Source organism: Candidatus Zixiibacteriota bacterium, assembly GCA_034003725.1.
Lineage (GTDB): Bacteria > Zixibacteria > MSB-5A5 > GN15 > FEB-12 > WJMS01.
This window is the reverse complement of record JAVEYB010000013.1, coordinates 82,788-107,179: the sequence shown is the minus strand read 5'-3', so window position 1 is coordinate 107,179 and position 24,392 is coordinate 82,788. Positions and strand designations below refer to the sequence as shown.

At 59.2% G+C, this 24,392-nt stretch carries 24 protein-coding genes; 12 read left to right on the top strand and 12 right to left on the bottom strand.

The window, feature by feature from the left end:
* Positions 1–347 precede the first annotated feature (347 nt).
* Both RBT76_13490 and RBT76_13485 read right to left on the bottom strand, forming a co-directional pair.
* Positions 348–2,483: a DUF4388 domain-containing protein gene (locus RBT76_13490; protein MDX9858799.1), complete on the bottom strand. Its 2,136-nt coding sequence runs from the start codon at positions 2,481–2,483 to the stop codon at positions 348–350.
* A 125-nt stretch (positions 2,484–2,608) separates the two neighbouring features.
* On the bottom strand, positions 2,609–2,818 hold the full coding sequence (locus RBT76_13485) for a hypothetical protein (GenBank protein ID MDX9858798.1): 210 nt from the start codon (positions 2,816–2,818) through the stop codon (positions 2,609–2,611).
* A 45-nt stretch (positions 2,819–2,863) separates the two neighbouring features.
* Between RBT76_13485 and RBT76_13480 the strand changes: the two genes are divergently transcribed.
* Positions 2,864–3,616, top strand: a complete 753-nt coding sequence (locus tag RBT76_13480; protein MDX9858797.1) for a class I SAM-dependent methyltransferase — start codon at positions 2,864–2,866, stop codon at positions 3,614–3,616.
* A gap of 51 nt (positions 3,617–3,667) precedes the next feature.
* Entirely contained in the window at positions 3,668–4,723 is a 1,056-nt protein-coding gene (gene selD, locus RBT76_13475; GenBank protein ID MDX9858796.1) for a selenide, water dikinase SelD, read from the top strand.
* Between the two features lie 86 nt (positions 4,724–4,809).
* On the opposite strand, the gene RBT76_13470 is transcribed toward selD, so the two are convergent.
* Entirely contained in the window at positions 4,810–5,382 is a 573-nt protein-coding gene (locus RBT76_13470; protein MDX9858795.1) for a Fe-Mn family superoxide dismutase, read from the bottom strand.
* A gap of 393 nt (positions 5,383–5,775) precedes the next feature.
* Here RBT76_13470 and RBT76_13465 point away from each other — a divergent pair, with 393 nt between their 5' ends.
* Complete coding sequence (locus RBT76_13465) at positions 5,776–6,033, top strand: hypothetical protein (GenBank protein MDX9858794.1); 258 nt, start codon at positions 5,776–5,778, stop codon at positions 6,031–6,033.
* 91 nt (positions 6,034–6,124) lie between these two features.
* On the opposite strand, the gene RBT76_13460 is transcribed toward RBT76_13465, so the two are convergent.
* Genes RBT76_13460 through RBT76_13450 form a run of 3 tightly spaced genes read right to left on the bottom strand, consistent with a single transcriptional unit; the run spans position 6,125 to position 8,634 of the window.
* Positions 6,125–7,462 carry a glycine--tRNA ligase gene (locus RBT76_13460; protein MDX9858793.1) on the bottom strand — a complete coding sequence of 446 codons (1,338 nt, stop codon included), beginning with the start codon at positions 7,460–7,462 and terminating at the stop codon, positions 6,125–6,127.
* Between the two features lie 5 nt (positions 7,463–7,467).
* A complete protein-coding gene (recO, locus tag RBT76_13455; GenBank protein ID MDX9858792.1) occupies positions 7,468–8,265 on the bottom strand; it encodes a DNA repair protein RecO in 798 nt (265 codons plus the stop codon).
* Positions 8,266–8,271: 6 nt separating this feature from the next.
* A complete protein-coding gene (locus RBT76_13450; protein ID MDX9858791.1) occupies positions 8,272–8,634 on the bottom strand; it encodes a septum formation initiator family protein in 363 nt (120 codons plus the stop codon).
* A 368-nt stretch (positions 8,635–9,002) separates the two neighbouring features.
* Between RBT76_13450 and gmd the strand changes: the two genes are divergently transcribed.
* The 5 genes from gmd to RBT76_13425 all read left to right on the top strand — a co-directional run bounded on the left by gmd (position 9,003) and on the right by RBT76_13425 (position 15,781).
* Complete coding sequence (gene gmd, locus RBT76_13445) at positions 9,003–9,974, top strand: GDP-mannose 4,6-dehydratase (protein ID MDX9858790.1); 972 nt, start codon at positions 9,003–9,005, stop codon at positions 9,972–9,974.
* Complete coding sequence (locus RBT76_13440; protein MDX9858789.1) at positions 9,971–10,930, top strand: GDP-mannose 4,6-dehydratase; 960 nt, start codon at positions 9,971–9,973, stop codon at positions 10,928–10,930. Before gmd ends, RBT76_13440 begins: the two co-directional genes overlap by 4 nt.
* A gap of 36 nt (positions 10,931–10,966) precedes the next feature.
* Entirely contained in the window at positions 10,967–12,307 is a 1,341-nt protein-coding gene (locus RBT76_13435; GenBank protein ID MDX9858788.1) for a nucleotide sugar dehydrogenase, read from the top strand.
* A 128-nt stretch (positions 12,308–12,435) separates the two neighbouring features.
* On the top strand, positions 12,436–14,337 hold the full coding sequence (locus RBT76_13430; protein MDX9858787.1) for a HEAT repeat domain-containing protein: 1,902 nt from the start codon (positions 12,436–12,438) through the stop codon (positions 14,335–14,337).
* Positions 14,330–15,781 carry an HD domain-containing protein gene (locus RBT76_13425; GenBank protein ID MDX9858786.1) on the top strand — a complete coding sequence of 484 codons (1,452 nt, stop codon included), beginning with the start codon at positions 14,330–14,332 and terminating at the stop codon, positions 15,779–15,781. Before RBT76_13430 ends, RBT76_13425 begins: the two co-directional genes overlap by 8 nt.
* Here RBT76_13425 and RBT76_13420 read toward each other — a convergent pair whose 3' ends face one another.
* Positions 15,782–16,414, bottom strand: a complete 633-nt coding sequence (locus RBT76_13420) for a DUF5683 domain-containing protein (GenBank protein ID MDX9858785.1) — start codon at positions 16,412–16,414, stop codon at positions 15,782–15,784.
* Positions 16,415–16,421: 7 nt separating this feature from the next.
* A complete protein-coding gene (locus RBT76_13415; protein MDX9858784.1) occupies positions 16,422–17,366 on the bottom strand; it encodes a diacylglycerol kinase family protein in 945 nt (314 codons plus the stop codon).
* 220 nt (positions 17,367–17,586) lie between these two features.
* On the opposite strand from RBT76_13415, the gene RBT76_13410 reads away from it, so the two are divergent.
* From RBT76_13410 to RBT76_13395, 4 genes are read left to right on the top strand one after another with little or no spacing between them, the layout of a single operon-like run.
* Positions 17,587–18,432, top strand: coding sequence for an exosortase/archaeosortase family protein (locus tag RBT76_13410; protein ID MDX9858783.1), 846 nt, complete (start codon positions 17,587–17,589; stop codon positions 18,430–18,432).
* Positions 18,429–19,076: an EpsI family protein gene (locus RBT76_13405; protein MDX9858782.1), complete on the top strand. Its 648-nt coding sequence runs from the start codon at positions 18,429–18,431 to the stop codon at positions 19,074–19,076. The genes RBT76_13410 and RBT76_13405 overlap by 4 nt, the downstream gene beginning before the upstream one ends.
* Positions 19,077–19,125: 49 nt before the next feature.
* Positions 19,126–19,980 carry a decaprenyl-phosphate phosphoribosyltransferase gene (locus RBT76_13400; GenBank protein ID MDX9858781.1) on the top strand — a complete coding sequence of 285 codons (855 nt, stop codon included), beginning with the start codon at positions 19,126–19,128 and terminating at the stop codon, positions 19,978–19,980.
* The gene (locus RBT76_13395; protein MDX9858780.1) at positions 19,947–20,912 is read left to right on the top strand and encodes a hypothetical protein; all 966 of its coding nucleotides are present in this window, start codon (positions 19,947–19,949) and stop codon (positions 20,910–20,912) included. Before RBT76_13400 ends, RBT76_13395 begins: the two co-directional genes overlap by 34 nt.
* 64 nt (positions 20,913–20,976) lie before the next feature.
* On the opposite strand, the gene RBT76_13390 is transcribed toward RBT76_13395, so the two are convergent.
* The 4 genes from RBT76_13390 to RBT76_13375 form a co-directional block, all read right to left on the bottom strand.
* Positions 20,977–21,588: a hypothetical protein gene (locus tag RBT76_13390; protein ID MDX9858779.1), complete on the bottom strand. Its 612-nt coding sequence runs from the start codon at positions 21,586–21,588 to the stop codon at positions 20,977–20,979.
* 31 nt (positions 21,589–21,619) lie between these two features.
* The gene (locus RBT76_13385) at positions 21,620–21,934 is read right to left on the bottom strand and encodes a hypothetical protein (protein MDX9858778.1); all 315 of its coding nucleotides are present in this window, start codon (positions 21,932–21,934) and stop codon (positions 21,620–21,622) included.
* Between the two features lie 122 nt (positions 21,935–22,056).
* Positions 22,057–23,073: an isocitrate/isopropylmalate dehydrogenase family protein gene (locus RBT76_13380; protein ID MDX9858777.1), complete on the bottom strand. Its 1,017-nt coding sequence runs from the start codon at positions 23,071–23,073 to the stop codon at positions 22,057–22,059.
* A gap of 359 nt (positions 23,074–23,432) precedes the next feature.
* Positions 23,433–24,161: an SDR family oxidoreductase gene (locus RBT76_13375; protein ID MDX9858776.1), complete on the bottom strand. Its 729-nt coding sequence runs from the start codon at positions 24,159–24,161 to the stop codon at positions 23,433–23,435.
* Positions 24,162–24,392 lie beyond the last annotated feature (231 nt).

Here is a 24,392-nt window from a genome sequence, read left to right as displayed (position 1 = left end):
TACGAGAGATCGATCTCACAACGGGAGCATCGGTGACACTCCTCCAACCGGTGCAGAAACAGAAACTGTAACCAATGTCCTGACACAATATGTAACACATGTCTTGACACCGTACATCGAAGACGGAGCTGCCCTACAGCGCGGACATCGGATGCGGGTGGATCCCACCCCGGAGGGGTGGGCTACTCGGTTGGCGTTGGTGACGGACATATAGTATTGCGAGATTCGTCGGCGCACGAGGACGTACGCTACAAAAAGGGGTTGAAGAGGCGTCACATGTCGATCGCCGACGGCGATATAGCATGTGACGCAACAAGTGGCGGATGAGGGGCGCCGCGGCCCGCGGCTTACGGGATCTCGGAGGTGTCGCCGAAGCGGCTTTCGTCGAGGAGGCGGCAGCCTTCCATGAGGATGGACTCGTTCGACAATGTGTTGTTTCGTTCGGGCAGGCTTTCGGGTGACACGGGTTCGATCTGCCAGGTGCCGTTGGTCCATGCGATACCCTCGTACACCGCTTCGGCGCCCGCTTTGCCGTTGCAATCGGCGTGGATGATCTGTCCGTGCTCGAGGTACATGACAAGATCGGTACCGTCGGCCGAGGAAATCACGAGCTTGGCGGTCTTTCTCGACGGCCCCATGGCCTGCAGCAGGTCGATGAGGTTCATGTCCTTGAGCGTGCCGTGGGAGCCGCCGTTGCCGTTTTGACGGTTGCGGTTGGCGTCCTGCTCCAGCCGATCGCGAATCTTTTTCATCTTCACGACCAGCAGGTCCAGGCTCTCATCGAGCACGATCAAATCCTCGATCCCGCGCTCGAACAGCGAGGTGAGTGACGGCGCGATAGTGGCTTTGGCGAGAATGAAGGTCGGCAACTCGTCGACTTCGACTCCCATGTTGGTGAGATCGTCGATCATGGAAATGACCTGCGACGGTCCCTTGGAGGCCATAAGGATCATCATATTCGGACGGCTGCGGCCGAACATCTCGACAAACTCGCGGTATTTGGTCTGGCTGACCGTGCGGAAGCCTTCGACCTGCAGCTGCCGCTCGACGCGGCCGATATCGGTTTTGTCCTCGCCGAAAATCATCACCTGTCCGAACTTGACCTCTTTCTGCGTCTTGAGCACCTCACGCTGGATCATGTCGACGAACGCGTTGACGACTTCGGCGAGGAACAGCTTGCCGGTGAGTTCGTCGAACTTGCGGCGGATGGCCTCGAATTTGTCCAGCGAGAGTTTCTCGTTCACCTTCACGTTGTCGCAGAAGATATCGACGATGGTCACGATGTTGCCGCCGAGCACTTCGATCGGCAGTCGCTTGGTGTATTTCGAACGGAGGTTGATGTACATCGAGCGAAGAATCTCGATCACCACCGGGGAGTAACCGAGCGAGTCGAGCAGCTTGACGGTCAGTTCGATCTGCTGGCGCGGGTCCGACGGGACGTCGGCAGGATTGTAGTAATACTTGGCGAGATCGTGGATGTAGCCGGCGGTCGTGATCAGCAGCCGTTCTTTGTTCGGCAGACCGAGCTGGCGGCACAGCCGTTCGACATGCTTGCCGACGACGTGGCTGTGGTTGCTGTCTTCCTTCTGGCGCGAGGCGAACAGCGAGGTATACAGTTCGAGATTTTTGACGAGCAGGTCGGACTCGGTCCCGGAGGCGTCGCGGTCGATCAGCAGTTTGGCGGCGGACTCGAAGTAGCGGACATTGGTTTTCGGCGACAGTTTGCGAAGGCGGTCGATGAGGTCGATGTAGTCGCCGGGGACGGTGTCCTTGATAAAGACGGTGCTGTATTCCTCGGCGCCGATCAAATCGATGGCGTCATCGGCCGAGTCGGTACGGGCCACGCGGTAGGCCTGCTGTTCGAGCAGCGCCTGTATCCGTTCGCCTTCGTTCTGGTCGTCGGTGACCAGCAGCACCTGACCTCGCGCGGGGCGGCGCTGGTCGCCGAGGGTGGTCGAGGACGGTTCGGCGAGGATGGTATCGGCGATCGGCAGCGAGCCGGATTCGGTGAGCTGGTTTTTGTTTTCGCGGGGCTGGGCCATGTAGTGGCGGGCGATGGCCGCCTTCAGCGAGAGTTCGGCGCCCACGAACAGCTTGATGATTTTTCCCTGGGCGACAAACTTGAGCTCGTTCATGAGCCGTTCGTCCTTGGGATCTTCGCAGGCGACTTTCAGGAGGTTGTGCTCGGGATTGTAGTCGAAGGGCAGGACGCGCCGGGCCAGGGCGACATCGGCGGGGATCATGCGCAGCACGTCGGTCGGCACGACCATCTCGGCCAGCACGACGCCATCGCAGTCAAACTTGGTGGAAAGCGCCTTGACCAGGCCGGATTCGGTGATGTGGCCCGCCCGCATGAGATGAGAGCCGATTTTGCCTCCGTGCTCGCGCTGGTAGGCCAGCGCCTCGCGGACCTGCTCTTCGCTCACCAGGCCCTCGAATACGAGTATTTCGTCGAGACGGAGGTTTGTCTGCTGATCGCTCATCGAATCCGCTCCCATCGGCTCCCGGAACCGCCGGTCACGGCCGTCCGGATGCAGGTCACCGGGCTCCGATCAATGAATCGGACAAGCCGGCTCCTGTTGAGAAAGTAAGCCATCGGTCAATCGCGCTATCCCTGCTCGTTGTCGTCCACGATGCCGGCCGGACCGGCATGCTCCGGCCCGGGCCGTATGTAGGTATATATCGGACAATCCGCCTGCCGCTTGATTGGCAGTTTGCGGATGCGAGCGGTGTTCAGGATTTGAACAGGGCCGGGCAGGGCAGCAAAGGTGTTGATCGGGTAGATTCGATCGATTACATTGAGGTGGGGACGGATCATCGATGCAATTCTCCTTCTTTACCGGGAAATGTAGAGAGGCGTTTTATGAATGCAGACGAGCAGTGGTTCGACAGTGACGAATTCTGGGAAGCGCTGGCGCCGGCCCTGTTTACGCCGGTACGCTGGGAGGCGGTCCCGAATGATATCAACGGCATCGAGTCGCTCACCGGGCTTACGCGTGGCGCCGTGGTGCTTGATCTTTGTTGCGGACCGGGGCGTCACACGCTGGAGCTGGCGCGTCGCGGGTACAGGGTAACCGGAGTCGACCGGACCAAATCGTACCTGCAGAAGGTCAGCGAGAAGGCTCGGTCTGAGAGTCTCGATATCGAGCTCGTGCAGAGCGACATGCGGTCATTTCGCCGCGATAACTCCTTTGACCTGGTCCTGAGTTTCTATACGTCGTTCGGGTATTTCGAAGATCCCGAGGATGACAGCGTGGTGCTGCGCAATATGCACGCATCGCTCAAGGACGGCGGATGCATGGTAATCGAGACTCTGGGCAAGGAGCGGTTGGCGAAGGTGTTCATGGAGCGGAACTGGCAGCGGCTTGACGACGGGAGCCTGCTGCTCGAAGAGCGGACGGTGACCCGCGACTGGAGCTGGATCGAAAACACGTGGATCCTCATCAAGGGCGGCAGGATGCGCGAATTTAAAGTGAATCACCGGTTGTTTTCGGCGGCGGAGTTGAAGCGGCTGATGCAGGATTGCGGGTTTTCGCGGACGGCGTGTTATGGGTCGCCCGATGGCGCGGCGTACAATCAGAACTCTATCCGGATGGTGGTGATCGGCTGGAAATGAGCTCGCCCCTTCCCGATTGCCAAGTGCGCCCGCGTGCCGTACATTAGCGGCATGCTCGACAAGCGAAGAGACATCACGGTCAAACTCACCGCCGAAGTTGCCTGTGCGGGTTGAGCGTCAAAACTGGCGCCAAAGTTTTTGGCGGACGCACTGAAGAGCCTGTCGCAGTCAACCCACCCCGATTTGCTGGTCGGTTTTAATACGGCCGATGACGCAGGGGTATTTCGAATCAGCGAGACGCAGGCGCTGGTCCAGACGGTCGACTTCTTCCCCCCGATTGTCGACGACCCGTATGCGTTTGGTCAGATTGCGGCGGCGAACGCCCTGTCGGACGTGTATGCGATGGGCGGCAGGCCGATTACCGCCCTGAATATCGTGGGCTTTCCGAAAGGGAAGCTCGAGCCGTGGGTGCTGACGGAGATTCTTCGCGGCGGCGCGGACAAGGTGGCCGAATCGGGGGCGGTGGTGGTGGGCGGTCATTCGATCAACGACCAGGAGTTAAAATACGGGGTATCGGTGACCGGGCTGATCGATCCGAACAGGGTCTTCACCAACGCCGGGGCGCGTGCGGGGGACGTTCTGTTTTTGACCAAGCGTCTCGGAACGGGGCTTATCACCACCGGGATCAAGCGGAATCTGGTGGGTGAGGACCTGGCGCAGGCGGCGATCAACGAAATGGCAAAGTTGAACCGGGTCGGCTCGGAACTGATGGTGTCGCACGGGGCTCACGCGGCGACAGATGTCACAGGGTACGGACTGATGGGTCATTCGCTGGAAATGGCTGAAGCGTCCGGGGTGACCCTGCGGTTGTTTGGCGCGAGCCTGCCACAGTTACCCTCGGTGCTGGAGCTGGCGGCGGCGGGGATGATCCCGGGCGGGGCCAACGCCAATCGGGAATTCCTGAACGGGAAGTACCGGGTGGAAGGCGAGATCGATCCAAATGTGATTCATCTCGTGTTTGATCCGCAGACATCGGGGGGGTTACTGATCGCCGTTCCGGAGGCGGTTGCGGGGAAATTCAGTGCAGCTCTTCGCGACTCTGACCTCCCGGCCGAGGCTATCGGCCGAGTGGAGAGCCGTTCCGAGGTCTCGATAGTCCTGACGTAGCGCGAAGGGACAAAATACTAAAAGCCGCAGGGCCGACCGGGGAATCCCCGGCCGGCCCTATGTGAATGGTCCGAATCCGTTTTGGCTCAGAAGTTTGTCGCGACGAATTCCCAGTTGATCAGATTCCAGTAGGCCTCGAGGTATTTCGGCCGGTCGTTGCGGTAATCGATATAGTAGGCGTGTTCCCAGACGTCGCAGGTCAGCAGCGGCTTTTTGCCTTCGGTCATGGGATTACCGGCGTTGGACGTGCTGACGATTTCGAGGGCGCCGATCTCGTTACGGACGAGCCAGGCCCAGCCGGAGCCGAAGGTCCCGACGGCCCGTGCGGTGAATTTCTCTTTGAAATCGCCGACGCTGCGAAACTCGGCGTCGATCGCGGAGGCCAGTTTGCCGGAGGGTTCGCCGCCTTTTCCGTTGATGCAGTGCCAGTAAAACGTGTGGTTCCAGACCTGCGCGGCGTTGTTGAAAACTCCGCCGGTCGACTTTTTGATGATATCCTCCAGCGGAGCATCTTCGAACTCCGTCCCGCGGATCAATTCGTTGAGCTTGGTGACGTAAGCCTGGTGATGCTTGCCGTAGTGAAAATCGATGGTTTCCTGCGAAATGTGCGGCGCCAGTGAATCGGGCGCGAACGGCAGGTCCGGTAATTGGTGTACCATGATCACGTCCTTTCGACTCTATTCGATCTGAAACGCTTCAACCGTTGGAGTTGATATATAGACGGTACGTCCGGCGCACGATTGTGTCAACGCTATTCGGACACAATGAAGGTTTTTTTGTCCAATATGGAGTGCGATGGGCCGGAGTCTACGCAGCGCACCGTGCGGGCAACGTTTTGTGCGAGTCGCACTTGTTGCGCCGGCGCACATTGTGCATCGTGGAAGGTAAACCTCCACAATCGACGCACAAATCCGGATTTCGGACACAGGATTGGCACCTTCGCAGCGTTTCGTTCGTTATAAGAGATACACGGCGACGGTGCGGTTGTTGTTGACTTCGGCGACGGAAGAGCGGAAGTTGGCGGCAGGACACGTGCTGGGAGAGAGATTCAAATGGAAATTGGATTTATTTACTCCAGGGAAGACCCGCAACAGCGAGAGGCGCGCGAGTTTGTCGACAAGTATTGTCGCGAACGCGGTATTCTGGCCCGTGTGATCGACAGGGTGAAGCCAGTCAAGTCACCGACGTTGATCATCAACGGCCATACACTGACGGACCAGCGGAGCAAGCCGCGCGAGCGCAATCCGCGTATGTTCCCGTCGATTGAAGACATCGCTCACGCGCTGGAACGGCACACCTGGTCACTGTAGGATGCATGTGAAATCCGGGGCGTAGCAGAGAATGAAAACGGCCGAGGGGGTGGTGTGCCCTCCCGGCCGGCTCAATCCAATCAGCGGCTGGTCAGCCGCTTATTTTTTTCTCAAGGAAATCGATCACCTCGGCGGTTTTCATCCGCACCTGATCCATCGAATCACGATCCCTGAGTGTCATGGTATCGTCATCGAGCGTCTGGCCGTCAACGGTGACGCAGAACGGGCAGCCGGCCTCGTCCATGCGGGCGTACCGTCGACCGACCGCCCCGGATTCATCGTAGAAGACCTTGAACGTGCGTTTTAGTTCCTGATAGACCTTCTGCGCGTACTCCGGCATTCCTTCTTTTTTGACGAGCGGAAAGACGGCGACTTTGATGGGTGCGATGCGCGGTGAGATGCGCAAAAAGACGCGGGTCTCCCCTTTGACCTCGACTTCGTCGTACGCGTCGCACAGCACCATCAGCAGCTGGCGGTCGACGCCGGCGGCGGTTTCGATGACGTACGGCACGAATTTTTCGGTGTAGCGCTCATCGAAATAGCGCAGGTCTTTTTTGGAGGCCTCCATGTGGCGGCTGAGGTCGAAGTCGGTGCGGTTGTGGATGCCCTCGAGTTCCTGCCAGCCGAAGGGGAATTCGTACTCGATATCGAAGGCTTTTTTGGCATAGTGGGCCAGTTCGCCGGGTCCGTGTTCATGCCAGCGCAGCTTGCTTTCGGTGATGCCGAGGTCCCGGTAGTATTTCCAGCGTTCCGCACGCCAGGTTTCGAACCACGTTTCGTCGTCGTCGGGATGGACGAAAAACTGCATTTCCATCTGTTCAAACTCACGGGTGCGGAAGATGAAATTGCCGGGCGTAATCTCGTTGCGGAAGGCTTTGCCGATTTGTGCGATTCCGAACGGTATTTTCTGGCGTGACGAGTTTTTGACATTGAGGAAGTTGACGTAGACGCCCTGGGCGGTTTCCGGGCGGAGGTAGATGATGGACGAACTGTCTTCGACCGGACCCATGTGGGTGCGAAACATGAGGTTAAACTGGCGGGGTTCGGTCAGCTCGCCGCCGCATTCGAGCGGCGATTTCGAGGGTTTCATGGGACAGCGGCTCTCGGCCAGCTTGTCGGCGCGGAACCGGGCCTTGCAGGTTTTGCAGTCGACCATTGGGTCGTTGAAGCCGGAGACATGTCCGGAGGTTTCCCAGACTTTGGGGTGCATGAGGATCGAGGCGTCGAGGCCCTCGATATCGTCACGGCGGTTGGTCATCGTATCCCACCAGAAGTTTTTGATATTGCGCTTGAGTTCAGCGCCGAGCGGGCCGTAGTCCCAGCATGACGTGAGGCCGCCGTAGATTTCGGAGGAGGGGAAGATGAAGCCGCGCCGCTTGCACAGCGAGACCAGCTTGTCCATCAATTCGTCGTTTTTCTGATTCGCCATCGGTGTCATTTGTCCGTTACATGGGTCTTTTTCAACTTGTCCAGGAATTCCAGCGACTTGAGGTTTGCCGGCAGGTCAGCCTGGTACCGCACGAATTTTGCCAGCGCCTCCAGTATAACCGCCGCCTCGGCGAACGTCACGCGGTGCGCGGCGGCTTCGGCCAGCGACGCCGTCTGCAGAGCCTTCAGGTGGTGGAAGCCGGCATAAGAGAGCCTAATATAATACTCGCCGGGCCGTTGGCAAGGAGGGGATACAATCCCTCCCCGCTCGGCCGAAAAGGCCACGTCGGCGCCCTCCGGCACGAATTCCTCTGCCGGCGCCCCCGAGGCGACACAATACGCGAGCGAGGGGTGGTACCCGAGCTGGGAAAGCAGGCGCAGAAAAAAGCAGATAAACAGCGACGGCAGGGAGTGCTTGTCCACCGTATCGGTCAGCCGGAGGTAGGAAACGACATACCGGTAGAGTCCGGGCTGGTCCTCGCGTTCGGGCACAAGCAGGTACAGCAGTTCGCACGCGGCGGAGGCGTAGGCCAGCCGCCCGAGCGTGCCGTCGCGTTCAAGGGAAAACAGTTCAACCATCTCGGAATCCGAGATATAGCCGCCGGATTGTTTCTCCGAGAGGTAGAAGGTGAGATCGAGGCGGGCGAACGGGGTGAGGCGTCCGCGTTTTGATTTCATGGAGCGGCCGCCGCGGTCGGTCAGTTTGAGTTTACCGAACTGCTCGGAGAAGAAGACAACCATCCGCGACGATTCGGACCAGTTGAACGACTTGAGGATAATCGCCTCGGATTTCTCCAGCGGCATGGCGGACTACCGGCTTCGGAAGCGGTAAATCGTTTCTCCCGGAAAGACCATGTGGTACCGGGTGCGCGCGATCGATTCGATATAGCGGGGATCATCGCGGAGCAGGTTGCGGACCCGCTCGGCGTCGATCAAGTTGACCAACTCCTTACGGTTGGCTTCAATCAGGGAGCGTTTTTCCAGTTCGAGCCGGACAATCCGCGGGAAGGAATAGGTACCGACCATCCCGGAATAGACAAAGAGCAGGGCGGCGAAATAGAGCCCCCACCGGACGTATTTCTTTCGGGTGCGGGCATCGGTCCCGGAGATTTTTTTGATGAAGGCGCCGGCGGGCGCGAGCAGGGTGGGTTTGGTTTTTTTGCGACGGGTCATGGGGTGTAGGTACGAAATGGCGGGGTGGTGAATCAACAAAAATCGGGGGGGAGTGTCTGGAGGGCGGTAAGCGGCGTGGACTTTCGGCCAAGGTGGATTCCGCTGCCGCGGCAGGCCCTGCGGACTCGGGACCTGCCCTACGTTGAAGATAGATACGCCGCCGCGGCGGGGTATGACAGAACTTCGTTCTGTCTCCCCCATTCCACGCTATCCGCACCCTCCCTCCCCTCTCATCTAAATCCGGTTGACGGCGTATAAGGTCTCGTATATATTGACCGGACCTGAATGGAGGGGCTAACATATTGCCTGCCAAGCCGATAATACTAGTGTGTCGTTAGTGTTGTCGCTTAGCTTACAGGAACGTTATCATGCGTGCATTGATCACCGGAATTACGGGCCAGGACGGCTCCTACCTCGCCGAGTTGTTGCTTGAAAAAGGCTACGACGTCGTCGGCATGGTTCGCCGGGCCTCGACCGAGTCGTTTGAACGAATCAATCATATCAAAGACCGCCTGACGCTCGTGCAGGCCGATCTGCTCGACCAGCTTTCGATCGTCAACCTGATCGAAGAGCATCGGCCGGACGAGGTCTACAATCTCGCCGCGCAGTCGTTTGTCCCGACCAGCTGGCTGCAGCCGGTACTGACGGGTGAATTCGATGCCCTCGGGGTGACGAAGATGCTCGAGGCGGTTCGGCTGGTCGACAAGAAGGTTCGGTTTTACCAGGCCAGTTCATCGGAGATGTTCGGGAAAGTTCGCGAGGTGCCGCAGTCGGAACGGACGCCGTTTTATCCGCGCTCGCCGTACGGGGTGGCCAAGGTCTACGGTCACTGGATCACGGTGAACTACCGCGAGAGCTACAACATGCACGCGTCATCGGGGATTCTTTTCAACCACGAATCGCCTCGGCGGGGTCTGGAATTCGTCACGCGCAAGATCAGCTACTATGTCGCCATGATCAAGCACGGCTACACGGACAAGCTGCCGCTGGGCAATCTCGATGCGAAACGCGACTGGGGATTCGCGGGCGACTATGTCCGCGCCATGTGGCTGATGCTTCAGCAGGACACACCGGACGATTACGTGATATCGACGGGACAGACGCATTCAGTGGAGGAATTCTGCCGCCTCGCGTTTGAACGGGTGGGTCTCGACTACAAAAAGCATGTGATTATCGACCGGCGCTTCGTACGCCCAGCCGAGGTGGATTTGCTGCTCGGAGACAGCTCACACGCGAAAAAGAAGCTCGGCTGGGAGCCATCGGTGTCGTTCGAGCAGCTGGTACACATGATGGTGGACTCCGATGTTGCGCTGCTGAAGGACAATCCGCCGCGGCTATGAAGGGACGCTCGGCCTTTATCACCGGAATCGCCGGTTTTGCCGGGTCGTATCTGGCCGAAGAACTGCTCGGTAACGGCTGGAGGGTCGCCGGCGCTGTCTACAAAAACGAACCGCTTACCAATCTTTCGGCTATCCGAAAGCAGGTCACACTTTACCGGCTTGACATCCTCAATGCCGACCGCTGCCGAGAAGTGATAGGCAAGGTTGAACCGGAGTATGTGTTCCACCTTGCGGCGCTTGCGTCGGTGGGACAGTCGTTTTCGAAGGAGCGGGCGACCTACCGGATCAATTTTGAGGGTACGCTGAACCTCCTGCAGGCGGCGCGGGAACACGGAGGCGTCAAGCGGTTGTTATTTGTCAGTTCGTCGGACTGCTACGGTCCGGTTCGGCCGCGCAACAAGACGCTGACCGAAAAGCAGCCCTTTAACCCGGTATCGCCGTATGGTATTTCGAAAGTGGGCGCCGAGCACCTGGTGCAGTACTATCATCGCCAGTACGGATTGCCGGTGATAATCGCCCGGGCGTTCAACCACAGCGGTCCGCGACAGGCGGAAAGCTTTGTGATTCCCGCATTTGCCCGCCAGATTGCGCTTATCGAAGCCGCGCGGCAGGAGCCGGTGATCAAGGTTGGCGATCTATCGGCGCGGCGCGACATTGCCGACGTGCGGGACATAGTCCGGGGATACCGGTTGCTGGCCGAAAAGGGGCGGCCGGGCGAGGCTTACCACCTGTGCTCGGGGCGGGCGGTTTCGGTGAAGAGGATTTTGGAGCTTCTGCTGAAGAAGGCGACTAAAAGTATCTCTGTCGAGGTCGACCCGGCCCGACTTCGCAAGACCGAAATACCGGTCATGCGGGGCAGTTACGACAAAGCCCGTAAACAGGTTGGCTTCGAACCCCGATACAGACTAGAACAAACACTACAAGATACCCTTGAATTCTGGAGAGCCAGCGTGTAAACTGTCAGCCGACACGATACACTGGAGAAAGGTTATATGGCCACCAAAAAAGGGACACCGTCCTCGCCCGCCGAGGCGCTCATTGCACGAATCAAAAAGCGCGAGACGGTCGCGGGCGTAATCGGTCTGGGATATGTCGGTTTACCTCTCTCGATTTCGCTCGCCGAAGCCGGGTTTACCGTGATCGGTTTCGATATCAGCGAAGACAAGGTCAAGCTGCTGAATACGGGCAAGTCTGATATCGACGACATAAGCGACGGCGAAGTTGCGGCGGTCGTCAAAGCCGGGAAGTTTTCGGCAACATCGGATCCCAGGAAGCTGGCGAAGTGTCAGACGATATCGATTTGCGTTCCCACGCCGCTGTCGAAGACGAAGGATCCCGATGTCAGTTACATTCTGGCGGCCATGGACTGGGTGAAGGATAACGTGTCGCCCGGCACGCTGGTGGTGCTTGAATCGACAACGTACCCCGGCACGACCGAGGACCTTATTTTGCCGCTGTTGAATCACAGCGGGCGCAAACCGGGCAAGGATTTCTTTCTGGCGTTTTCACCGGAACGAGTCGATCCGGGCAATCCGAAGTTCAACACGAAAAATACGCCGAGGGTGGTCGGCGGCGTGACTCCCGCCTGCACCAAGGTGGCCAAAACGTTTTACGAGCAGACGCTCAACAACGTGTACGCAGTGTCATCGACGAAGGCCGCCGAGATGGTGAAGCTTCTGGAGAACACGTTCCGCTCGGTGAATATCGGTCTGGTAAACGAAGTGGCGCTGATGTGCGACCGGCTCGGGATCGACGTGTGGGAGATTATCGATGCGGCGGCGACCAAGCCGTTCGGGTTTATGCCGTTTTATCCCGGTCCCGGGCTGGGCGGTCACTGTATCCCGATCGACCCGCATTACCTGTCGTGGAAGCTCAAGTCGCTGAACTATTATGCGCGGTTTATCGAGCTGGCGGGCGAGGTCAACTCGCACATGCCGGAATATGTGGTCGAGCGGATCACCAACCTGATGAACCAGAAGTTCGCGAAGTCGATCAACAAGTCGACTATCCTGGTGCTCGGGATCGCCTACAAACGCGATATCAAGGACATTCGCGAGTCGCCGGCGCTCGATGTCATCAAGCTGCTCGAGGACAAAGGCGCGAAGGTTCTTTGGAATGATCCTCACGTGCCGCAGTTCCGGTGGCGCGACGGTACGGTCAAGTCAAGCAAGCTGACGCCCGAGTTGCTCAAGAAGGCCGACCTGACCGTAATTCTGACTGATCACTCGCGGTACGATTACCAGATGATTGTCGACAATGCCAAAGCGGTGTTCGACAGCCGTAACGCCACGAAGAAGGTGACGAAGAACCGGCAGAAGATCGAGGTTTTGTAAGTCAGCGGCGACAGCTCTTGACGCTGCAAGCGAAAACCGGCCCAAATTGGGCCGGTTTTTTTGTGCATTAATTGTGGAGCCCTCCCCCCGCGGTGCCGATATCCACAATAATTCGGGGTATTTGAGCCATGACGTCAGTTTCATCACAACCGGCGACGGTGGTCGACCAGCTTCGCCAGAACCTTCGCGACCTGCTCAAGGTCATGAAGGTGGTCTGGATGTATCCGCCCGACAACCCTCTTCCCTATTCGATGAAGCAGTCATACGCAGAGAAGCTGACCGATCTGGCGTCCGAGCTGGGGCCGATTTCTATCGATATCGAACGCGATCGGCTTCGCTGGAAGGGCGATGTTGTGTTCGCCGACCGGGGCAAGGAGGAATCGCTCGCGGGGATGTTTTTCGACGCCGGGCTGACCAGGCTGACGTTCGATCGCGAGCTGCCATGGGACAGCGTCAAAGGCTTTCTTGAGGTGATTCGACGGTATCAGAATCGCGAAGCGGGCGCCACCGACCTTGCCGGCCTTCTGTGGGAAGGGAATCTCGCCGGACTGACGTTCGAGACGGTGGACGACGTATCGCTTCAGCAATACGACGGCAGTTTCAAGATCCAGGAATTCGATGAGGACGTCGATAGCGATCAGCTTGATGATACCGGTCGTCACAACCTGTACGAGTTGCTGTTCGTGGGCGTGGACTACGAAATGGGGACGGAGGACGGCCCCGAGCCGTCCGGGATCACGCGGAGTTCGCTGGCGGACACGTCGGGAATCGAAATAGTCGAAGGCGCGAAGAACCTGTTTTTCCCGGATGACTCGGAAAACGACCGGGCGGGGACCGCGACCGCCGCGAAGGCAATGGGCTACGACGATTTGTCGGTTACCCCGATGCCACGGGTGGACGCCCGAAGCCTGCTGCAGCAGGAGTCCCGACTCACCGAGGAGGAAAACGAAGAGATACGGCAGATGCTCGAGGAGGACGCGGCGTTTGACATTTACGAGTCGACGCACGAGCTGCTGAAAGAGCTGCTCCACCAGGAGGCCGACTTTGCTTCATTCGGTGAGACGGTGACGATTTGCGAGAAGCTGCTCAAGACGTTCGTGGTGGACGGCCGGTTTGCGCAGGCGACCGATATGCTGGGGTATTTCCGGGCGTTGGAGGCGCAGCTTCGGGCCGGCAAACCCCAGTGGAGCGACCGCCTCAAGGAGGCGATCATCACGGCCGGCAGCCGTGAACGGCTGGGGGCTCTCGCCGATGCGCTCAACGCACACGGTCACATCACGGCCGAGGTGCTGATCACGTACCTCAGCAATTTCGGCTGGGAGGCGCTGGGGCCGATCGCCGAGCTGCTTCCGAAGCTGGAGCATCGCGCGCATCGGCGCGCCCTGATCGAATACTTGAGCGCGCGCGGGAAAGAGAATATAGGATTTGTCACGCGGGGGCTGACCGACAAGCGCTGGAATGTAGTCCGCAATTCCGTGACCATCCTTACGCGGATCGGCACCGCGGAAGCATTGAAGCATCTTGCCAGAGTAGTGACGCATGAAGATTCACGGGTTCGCCTTGAGCTGGTATCGGCGCTCGCGGACAGCCCGGCGGAGGAAGCCCTGGCGCTGTTGAAGCAGGCGGCGTTTGACGAGGACGAGCAGATACGGCGTCAGGTGATCAGTTCGATTGTGGCGCGCCGAGGCGCGGCGGCATTTAACGCGGTGGCGGATATCATAAGCGACGATCGGTTCGCCAAACTCGAGCGTGACGATCAGCAGGCGCTGCTCAATGCCTATTCCCTGCTGGGCGGCGACCATGCTCTCGACTACCTGTCCGGCCACGTCACGCGGGCCAATCCGCTTCGCGATTCGACGCTGACCTTCTTCCGAGAGGCGGCGTTTGAGGCCCTGACCTACAACCGCAGCGACCGCGCCGACAAGCTCCTGCAGAAGCTGGCGGCGAGCTGGCGTCCGGATCTGAAAAAGCGGGCGCAGGAAGCGTTGAAGACTCGGCGCGACCGCCTGAGGGGGGAACACCATGGTTGAGCCGCGCGTGGAGATCGCCGGGGCCCGCCTCGGCGGCGCAACCGAGCTTCGCCTGGTAACGGCGTTTTTCGTGCTGATCAAGACCGCCCGCCTGGTGGATTCCGACAACGCGACGTTTCGGGCCAAGCTCGATGACTTTTGCCGATGCCTCGGAGAGGTGCTCTCGGAATCGGGCGAGGCGGCGTTCAAGGTCCACAACGACCGCTATTTCGTTAATGACGCGGTGGTAAGGCTCTCCGACGACAACCGGGCGGGGGCGGATGCGCTGACGGCCGATTGGGCGAAGGTGGGTATCGGCGGCGTTCGTTTCAGCGGCGACATCGCGCCCGAGCAGATCAGTCGCTTCGTCGTGCACGTCGCGGGAATGCGCCCCGACCAGCACAATCTCGAGCAGATGGCCGAGCAGCTCAGAAACCTCGGCATCGAAAATATCGAGCTGCTCGGGTTGCGCGAGGAGGTTGCCGGCGATGACGAGGCGGATACGCCGGAGGTCGTGCGGCAGCGTGTGCGCAAGTCGGCGCGGGCGGCGTTTTTCCGGTCCATATCGACCGTCCAGGAGATCATGCACCAGGCGGCCGAGGCCGAGGACATCAATGTCGCCAAGACCAAGCGTGTCATTCACTCTCTGATCGACCAGATCATCCTCGATGAATCATCGATGATCGAGTTGACGGCGCTGAAAAACTACGACGACTACACCTACGCGCACTCCAACAACGTGTGCGTGTATTCGCTGACGCTGGGCGTACGTATCGGCATGGACCGGTCGCGGCTGTCGCAGCTCGGTTTTGCCGCGCTGTTTCATGATGTCGGCAAGGTCCGCCTGCCGAAAGATCTGATCCGGAAGCCCGATGCGTACGACGACAACGACTGGATCCAGATGCAGCTTCACCCGCAGCTGGGCGCCAAGACGCTGCTCCGAAACCTCGAGTTTTCGATGTTTACGGCGCGGGCCGCCCGGGGCGCGTTCGAGCACCATATCAATTCGGACTTCACCGGCTACCCGCAGCTTCGCTACAGCCGGCGACCGACAACGCTCTTTTCCAGGATCATCGCGATCACGGATACGTTCGACGCCCTGACGTCGGGTCGCGTGTACATGAAACGCAAGATCTCACCCGACGAAGTCATCAAGAAGATGCGTTTCCAGATGGCGGTGAAATTCGACAGAGTGTTGCTCAAGGTGTTCACGGATATCGTGGGGATTTACCCTGCGGGTTCGCTGGTTCTGCTTTCCACGGACGAGATTGCGTTGATCCTGACGCACAACGACACCGATCGTACCCGTCCATTCGTAAAGATTGTGGGGGATCGCTCCGGCCTGTTGCCCGAGCCGGTCTGGGCCGACCTCTCCGCCGATGAACACCGCGAACGGCGCATTGTCCGCATGATCGATCCCGAAAAGCACGGTCTCGACCTCCAGCAGTTCATTTTGCAGGATTAATCAGAAACTCAGCGAGACGGTCGCCTGCGCCCCGTCGGTGCCGCTCGGGACCACGTCAAAACTGACGCGGTCGTCGCTGCGGTGTTCCGGCGATCCGGACAAATGGGCGTCGACGTAGGCGTCAAACATCGAAAAGAAACTGCAGATGACGGCGAACCAGGTGAATTTGTTACGCTGGCCTCGTTTGTCTTCGTAGATGTCGTACAGCCGGTTTCGTTCCGCCGTATCGGTCGCGGCCGACCAGCGATCGCGCGCATCGGACGCCTGCGAACCGTAGTCGAAAGCGGAATACACGAACCAGGTCTGGAAGCCGGCGAATATCGCGGCCTTGATATATCGGCGGTTCCCCAGTTGTCCCCAGCCGGGGGCGACCATTGATTTGAAGAGTGCGACGGTCGGCTGCTGGATCAGCCGTTTTTCGTAGTTGGTGGAATCGGTGACCCGGCCCTGTCTGTGGGAGTCAGCCTCGGGCACGAAGAGAATCGTATCCGGGGGCCGAGGCGGAGGGCTGGTGTCACGGACGAGTGTGCTGTCCGGGGCGAGGAGGCTGTCCGCTGTCGGAGGAGGACTGTCGAATCCCGCGCGGGCGGTTGCCGCCAGCAGGATCAGGCACACACCGGCTTTCCATTTCATGGCAGTATCAGCAGAAGACTTTCAGGGCCTTCTCCCTGACCTCGATCGGGAGTTCCGAGTCCGCCGGCTCAATCAAGTCGCCGTCGATGTACAGCCGCCGGCCCTTGAGGGGGGCGAGTTTGATGATCCTGCCCCGGTACAGCTGCACCTTTTCACCGTACAGGTACTTGTGCTTCGCCACCAGCCTGGTAAACGTGGAAAACTCGCCCATCGCGCCGCCCTGGTCGAAAATCACTTCCGCCAGACCGTCATCGGCGACCGAGGTCGGAGACAGCGGGATGCCCCCGGAGTAGGTCAGGAGGTTCACGTTGAGGATGAGCGGGGTTACTTCGAAAAGGAAGCGGTCGATTTTGATATTCATGCGGACCGGTTTGACGCTGGCGGCAGCGGTTCCGCCGAGTTTGGACCATCCCAGGCCGAACCGAGGCGGGCGGCGTCCTTCGAGATGTTCGGCGAGGCTGGCGACGAAACCGATGCCGAGCGAGCCGAAAAAGCTGTAGTCGCCCGCTTTCCCGATGTCGATTTTGCGGTAGTTGCCGCCGATGATGATTTTTGAGGGGGTCTGGTCCGGGCCAAGCAGACTCCGCGCGATATTGTTGATGTGACCCATCGGCAGGACGCCGACCGGCATGTCGGCCTCGACGGCCAGCCGTGCGGCGAGGTTAAAGGTGCCGTCGCCGCCGCACGCGATGATCGAGGTCACCGGGCCCCGGCGGGAGATGGCTGGAGGAACGGAGCGCCGCCCCTGGGCCACCCCGAGGGTGGCACGGGCGTGCGCCGCGGCCTGTTGCACCGACTCCGACCTGATCACCGTATACTGGCCTTCGGCCGCCCGAATCGCCGTGATAAGCTGGTCCACGGACTCCTGCCGAAACTGCCCGGCAGCCGGATTGAGCAGCAGGCAATAGTGGGCTTTTTGTGTTCGCTGGTGCCTTCGTCGCCGTATCATCATGTCGTCTTCGTGGGGATCGTACCCCGTCGATTAGTTGTACAAACAGCGTAATATCTCGGTCGCCGCCGGTTCAAACAAGTCTAAAGGCGATTGCGTTACGTCGGGCCCGATTCCCCCGATTCGAGCTTGCCGAGGCCGCCAACCATACAGGCATCGACCGGACCGCCCGATAATCAATATACTATTTGTACTCAATTCATCGCAAACGTACCTTATAGCCATGACCACCGAGACATTGGACGCCCGACCGGTCCGTTCCGCCGGATTTCTTGCCATCCCGTTTGCGCTGCTGGTCATCATTTACCTGCCGACGCTGGCCGATCTGATCGGCGACTGGTGGCATGACAGCAATTATTCGCACGGCTTTTTGATCCCCGTGGTCTCCGCTTATCTGCTTTGGAAAAAGCGCGACGAACTCAATGCTATCGCTGCATCGGTCGACTATCTCGGGCTCGCAATCGTCGCATTCGGGATGCTGCTGTTTGTTTTCGCGAACGGCGGGGCGGAGTATTTCACGCTGCGCGTTTCGTTTGTCGTATCACTTTTCGGGCTTGTCTATTTCTTGTTCGGACGGCGCGTAATCGGCAAGACGTGGTTCGAACTGGTATTTTTGATATTCATGGTGCCCATACCGTACGTGGTTTATTTCGCGGCGACGTTTCCGATGCAACTGCTGGCGTCGAAGATCACCGCCGGCGTGCTGAATTTTATCGGCATGGGCGCCGTGCGGCAGGGCAATATCATTCATATTCAGGGGTACTCGCTCGAGGTGGCCGAGGCCTGTTCGGGGATGCGGTCGGTCATGGCTTTGTTGGCGCTGGGTGCACTGTACGCGTATACGACTCAGCGCCGGTTCGCCGGCAAGCTGATCCTGTTTCTTTCCACGATTCCGATCGCGGTCGTGGCGAATGTTTTCCGTGTGTTTGTGACCTCGCTTCTGGCCTACACCGTCACCGAAAACGTGACCCACGAACCGTTGCACTCCATCATGGGTCTGTCCGTATTCGTCGTGGCGTTCATTCTCATGTTTATCGTGGGACAGATTCTTCGGAAGGTGTTTCCATGAGAAAGCCCGTGCTGCTCGCGGCCGTTCTTCTGCTGATTGGCGGGGCATTCGGCAATTTTCTTCGTTACGCGGAGAATCCGCCGCATCGCTCGGCAGAGTTCGGCTCAATTCCGTACGAGGAGAACGGTTATCGGGGCGAGGAGTATCGCTTTTCTGAATACAACTATGAGATACTTCAGGCGGACACCACGACGCTTCGGCTCTATCAGGGTCCCGATCAGGAGCCGTACTGGCTGTTTATCGCGTATTTCGAGTCGCAGAAGTACGGCAGCCAGATTCATTCGCCCAAGCATTGTCTTCCGGGCGGCGGCTGGCAGATTCTCCACCACGACCCGTACGCGCTGTTGTTGCCCGACGGGTCACGCAAGGAGATCAATCGGCTGGTGATTGCGGATCGCGGCCGCCGGCAGTTGATGCTCTACTGGTTCGAGACGCGGGGAGGCGCGATCCGAAGTGAATTCGGTTTGAAATGGGACCTGGTCATGAACTCCCTGTTTTTCCGGCCGACCGACGCCGCCATCGTGCGGCTGACCATGCCGATTGACGAGGAGGGCGGCGGCCTGGACGGCGCTCTCTCGCGTGCGGAGTCCTATTTCCGCGCCTTCTACCCCGCCATCGAGCGAGCGCTGCCGTTCTCCAGTTAATACTTGAGCCGCTCATCGCGAACGGCTATCATGGATTATGTTCCCGCAGGTGATCAAACTGATCCGCCCGTGGCAATGGACCAAAAACGGGTTGTTGTTTGCCGCGCTCGTGTTTGCGGGGGAGATTCGGAACGTCGCCAAATTCGAAATCTCCGTCGTTGCCGCACTGTTGTTCTGCCTGCTGTCATCGGCGTTGTACGCGATCAACGACGTAATCGATCGCGAGACGGACGGGAGACACCCGGTGAAGCGAAACCGCCCGGTTGCGTCCGGGGCGGTGTCCGTGCGACTGGCGCTTTTGCTGGCGGTCGGGCTGCTGGCGGTCGGGCTGGGCGGGGCATGGATGGTCAACCGCGCGTTTTTCGTGAGCGCCCTCGCTTTCGTGGGTCTCAACCTGCTGTATACGCTCGCGCTCAAGCGGATTGTGATTATCGACGTCATCACAGTGGCGATCAGTTTTGTGATCCGCGCGGCGGCCGGGGCGGCAGCGATCGACGTTCCCGCGTCTGACTGGATGCTGATGAACACGCTGCTTTTGGCGCTGTTTCTGACGTTCGGCAAACGCCGACACGAACTGGTTCTGCTGGAGCAGGGAGCCCAGCAGCATCGCAAGAGTCTCGCGGGGTACTCCGCCTACCTGCTGGACCAGATGATCGCCGTCACGACACCCTCGGTGCTGGTGGTGTACATGCTCTACACGTTTTCATCGGAAGTGTCCGAGAAGCTCGGAACGGACAAGCTTTACCTGACGATTCCGTTCGTGGTGTACGGGATATTCCGCTACCTCTTCCTGATTCATGAAAAAGACAAGGGCGGCTCCCCGGTGCGGGTGCTGTTGACGGATGTACCGATTCTGGTTACGGTGGTGCTATGGCTGGTTACTACGATTCTGATCCTGTACTGAGTACGATACGCACGCTTCGGCTTGTTCCGCTGTTGCTTGCGCTGCCGGTGGCGTTGTGGATAGCAGGGTGTTCATCCGAAGACAAAGAACAGCCACGCGGTCTGGCCGCGGGGCAATTCGACGCCGACTCGCATCTTCCGGGCAGTCTGCCGGGAATTTCGCTGGCCAAGATGAGCGTCTGCAAGACCGAAGCCGATCTCGAGCAGTACATGGGGGCGCGGTCGAACGACTATTACACGTACCGGCTGGTGGGACTGGCGGCGGCTCTGTACGATGCGGATTCGGCGCGGCTCTCGGTGGAAGTCGCCCAATTTGCGAGCCCGCTCGACGCCTATGGGTTTTATGCGCTCACCCGTCCCGACAGCGCGTACCTGACGAAGCTCGGGGCCGAAGGATACATGGAAGGCAACAGCTTCTATTTCGTGAACGGTCACTACGTCGTCACAGTGTCCGCGATTGCCGACAACGGCGGCGGATCGGACCTGGTGCAGCGACTGGGCGTGAGTATCGGCGCGGAGATCGGTCTCGACGACCGGTTGCCGACAGAATTCGCGGTGTTTCCGGAGGAAGGCCGGACGCTCGCCACGTATCGTTATGTGCCGTTCGACTACATGGGCGTGAGTGAGCTCGACTCGGTACTCACCTGTCGTTACCGGGTGGACACCGCTGATTGTACCGTCTTCTGCACCGGCGATCGAAGCGGCAGGAAGTTTCTGGCATTATCGGCGTACGCGGATTCGCTTGGCGGAAGTTTGACGCCGGTACCGGCAGTCGGGTTCGACGAGAATTACGGCGGCGTGTTCGTTGATCCGGTTGCGGGACCGGTGACCGCCGGTTTAGTTGCCGGGCGACTGGTTGGGGCGGTCGGCGGCGACCCGGCTTCGCACGCAGCGCTTCTCGCGACGTGGGTGGAGACGCTGCGCGCGCAATAACGGGGGATGCAAGACGAAAAGACCACGAAGCGATAGTGAGCGTGGCTGTCGGTTCTGCAGGGTTCTAGTTTCCTGAGAAAGCTTTGTTGATTGATTCGGCGACGAAGCCGGGTTTGACCCGATCAGCAGAGTTGCCGCCGATGAAGATCTGCGTCAGTATCTTGCCGGTGACGTCGTACACGGTGATATCGACCTTCTTGACGACGTCATCTCTTCCCCAGTCGAACCCTTCCTCGCGGACGGCCGATTCGACATGGCCGCTTTCCGGCCAGTCGCCGGAGAGTTCATCCAGTACTCGTTCGGCATCGGTTCGGGCGCTTTCGGCCCTGGAAAGGCGGGTGCCGTACAGGGTCACGACAATCCGGCCGGTCGGGGGCATGTTCTCATAGAAGGGAAAGGCATAGTCGCGCGCGAGCACGTGCTTGATTTCGTCGACATAATCCCGGCAGTACTCGGGCAAGCCGTATTTCGTACGGACGTCGTCGAGACCGGTAATATCCGCCGCTGCGGGTTGCTGGTTTTGGCCGCTCCATTCGATCGACCAGTTGTTGACTGCCCGCACGGCGCCGTCGACCGATCCGACTTTGACGGCCGGTTTGGAGCACGCGAGCGTCAAAAGCAGTATCGCGCCGAGTGCTATCGCACAGGTATGTGAGCGTAAGGAATAATGCAGCATGGCAGGGTCGTTTCCGATCGTATGACTGGTCTCATTCCTTGAACAAATCATCAAAGCGACGCTTACGGTCCAGCTTCTCTTCGGCCGGCGTTGTGGTTACGCCGCCGGGGCGTTTGACGACATTGCGCATCTGGAAGAAGTCACAGAAATTCGATTTTTCCTTGTCGACGATGTTGCGGTCGACGTTTTCGCGGCACTGGTAGCGGCGAGTGGGGTCGAAATGCCGGCATCCCCGGCAGCAGCGCAGATCGGCAAGGCAATTATCGCACTGATCGTTGCGTGCGACTTTATTGAGGATGCCGGTCGGTTTGCCGCAGTTCCAGCAGAGAAGTCCATCGGTGGCCATACTCACGCTCCGTAACAGAGTTGCTCTCTCTCAAGGTACGAGAATTTCGGCGATCGACAAGCGATTTTGGCGCCTGCGGCGCGAGACTCAGGCGAGGGCGTACCGTACCGGCTGTATTCAGCTCAGTTCGAGCGCGTCTTTATCTCTTTGATAATCTCGTCGGCAAACTCGGTGGTCGTGCATGCCCCTCCGAGATCGGTTGTCAGGTGCTGTCCGATCGCCAGCGAGAGGACCATCGAACGCCAGATGCGGTCGGCCGCGGCGTGTTCACCGAGATGGCGAAGCATGAGCAGTGACGAGAAAATCAATGCGGTGGGGTTGGCGATATTTTTGCCTGCGATATCGGGCGCGGATCCATGCACGGCCTCGAACACGGCGTACTCGGCCCCGATATTGGCGCCGGGGACCACACCCAGTCCGCCGACCAGCCCGGCGGCGAGATCGGAGACGATATCGCCGAACAGATTGCCGAGGAGCAGCATGTCGAATTTGGTGGGATCAATCACGAGGTTCATGCACAGCGCATCGACAATCTTGTCCTCGGCCTTGATATCGGGATAGTCTTTGGCCACCTCTTCGAATATGCGCAGGAAAAGACCATCGCTGATTTTCATGATGTTGGCTTTGTGGACGAGCGTGATTTTTTTGCGCTTGTTGGCGCGTGCATATTCGAACGCCCATCGCGAGATGTTGTACGAGGCTTTTTCGGTCACGACTTTCATGGCGCTGACCACACCCGGCGACACGACCGATTCGATGCCGGTGTAGAGGTCTTCGGTATTCTCACGCACGATGACGAGGTCGACTTTGTCGAAACGGCTTTTGACGCCGCCGATCGACTTGACCGGGCGGAGGTTTACGTAGAGGTCGAGTTTCTGGCGAAGCGTCACGTTGGCGGAGCGGAAGCCTTTGCCGACCAGAGTCGTCAGCGGTCCCTTGAGCGCAACCTTGTTGGCGCGGATCGAATCAAGAAGGGCATCGGGTACCGACTCGCCGTTTTTCTCGATCGACGTCAATCCGGCGTCCTGGCGATCCCATTCGATATCCACCCCGGCGGCCTCGATAACCCGTACCGCCGCTTCTGTTACCTCCGGGCCGATACCATCGCCCGGAATCAACGTGACCCTGTGTTTAGCCATATCCTCTCTCGATGTGGTTGGTGTAGAGTGTCCAAGTATAGCCGACATGCTTACGCCTGTCAACGGCGCAAAGTACTTGACTTCGTCGATGCTTCTGTCTATCTTGCCGGTGAGATTCGGTCAGTCTCCAGATCCCCGACCTTCGTTATCCTTCACTCCCGTATGCGGTATTGTGTCGATGAACGCCTGTTGTCGGCGGCATCGGTGCACACGCAGACTGCACGCTTAAACAGTGAAATGCAGCAGATAGTTCTTGGGGGGCTGGCGTCCGTACGTCGTCCGACGTAGGGACCAGACGCGCAGGAGGGGGTAAAGGCGGCCCCGGATCGTACACGGTCGGGGCCGCCGAACTGACGCGGTCAGCCCTTTTTCGCCAGCGGGCGGATGTCGACGTACGATACCCAGGCGTTGGGGTTTTGTTTGGCCACGTGCAGCACGGTGGCGGCGACTTCGGATACGGTCAGCTTTGTCGCGGCGTTGCCTGCCGGACGCTTCGGGCCGCCGCGCGAACCGAAACCGGTGTCGGTCGACGCGGGCGCAACCGTGCACACGCGGATGTTGTCATTGCGCACTTCACCTCCGACAGATTCCGACAGGACGTTCAGCGCGGCTTTCGATGCCGCGTAGACGGCCATGTTCGGGACCGCCTGCTTGCCCGCCATTGACGAGATGTTGATGATCTGCCCGCCGCCCTGTTTTTGCATGCGCGGAATGACCTCCCGGAAACACAAGAAGACAGACTTCAGATTGGTTGCGACTATCCGGTCGAAGTCTTTTTCGTCCATATCGACTATCGGTCCGGTGAAGCCGACTCCGGCGTTGTTGATGAAGATGTCGAGGCTGCCGAACCGTCGATAAGCGGCTGCTGCAACTTTGCGCATGCCGGACGCCTTTGAGATATCGGCGGTGACGATTGCGACCTGTTTTTTGGGCAGGCCGAGCGAATCCGCCACTGCCTGGAGTTCGGTTTTTTTGCGCGCGACCAGAACGATTCTGGTATTCTCGCCGGCAAACAGTTCGGCGATCCCTTTACCGATTCCTCGCGATGCGCCGGTGATGACGACGACTTTGCCGGATAAAGACTGCATGGCTGTCCTCTCAACCTCGTGCGTTTTGTGGGTGGCGTACGTCCTCACGCGCAGCCAGACCTGACATGTCGACGCAGGGCGATTCTGCCTTCGGATCCGCCCGAGTCGGCGATTCAACTAGAGTAGCTTATAACGCTTTGGTTTGCGGATCGTTCCGGAAGGGCTGGATGTCAGCACCGGTCGCTCGGAAAGCATCGGTAGAACATAGGTGAATTTCAGACGCGACCGGAG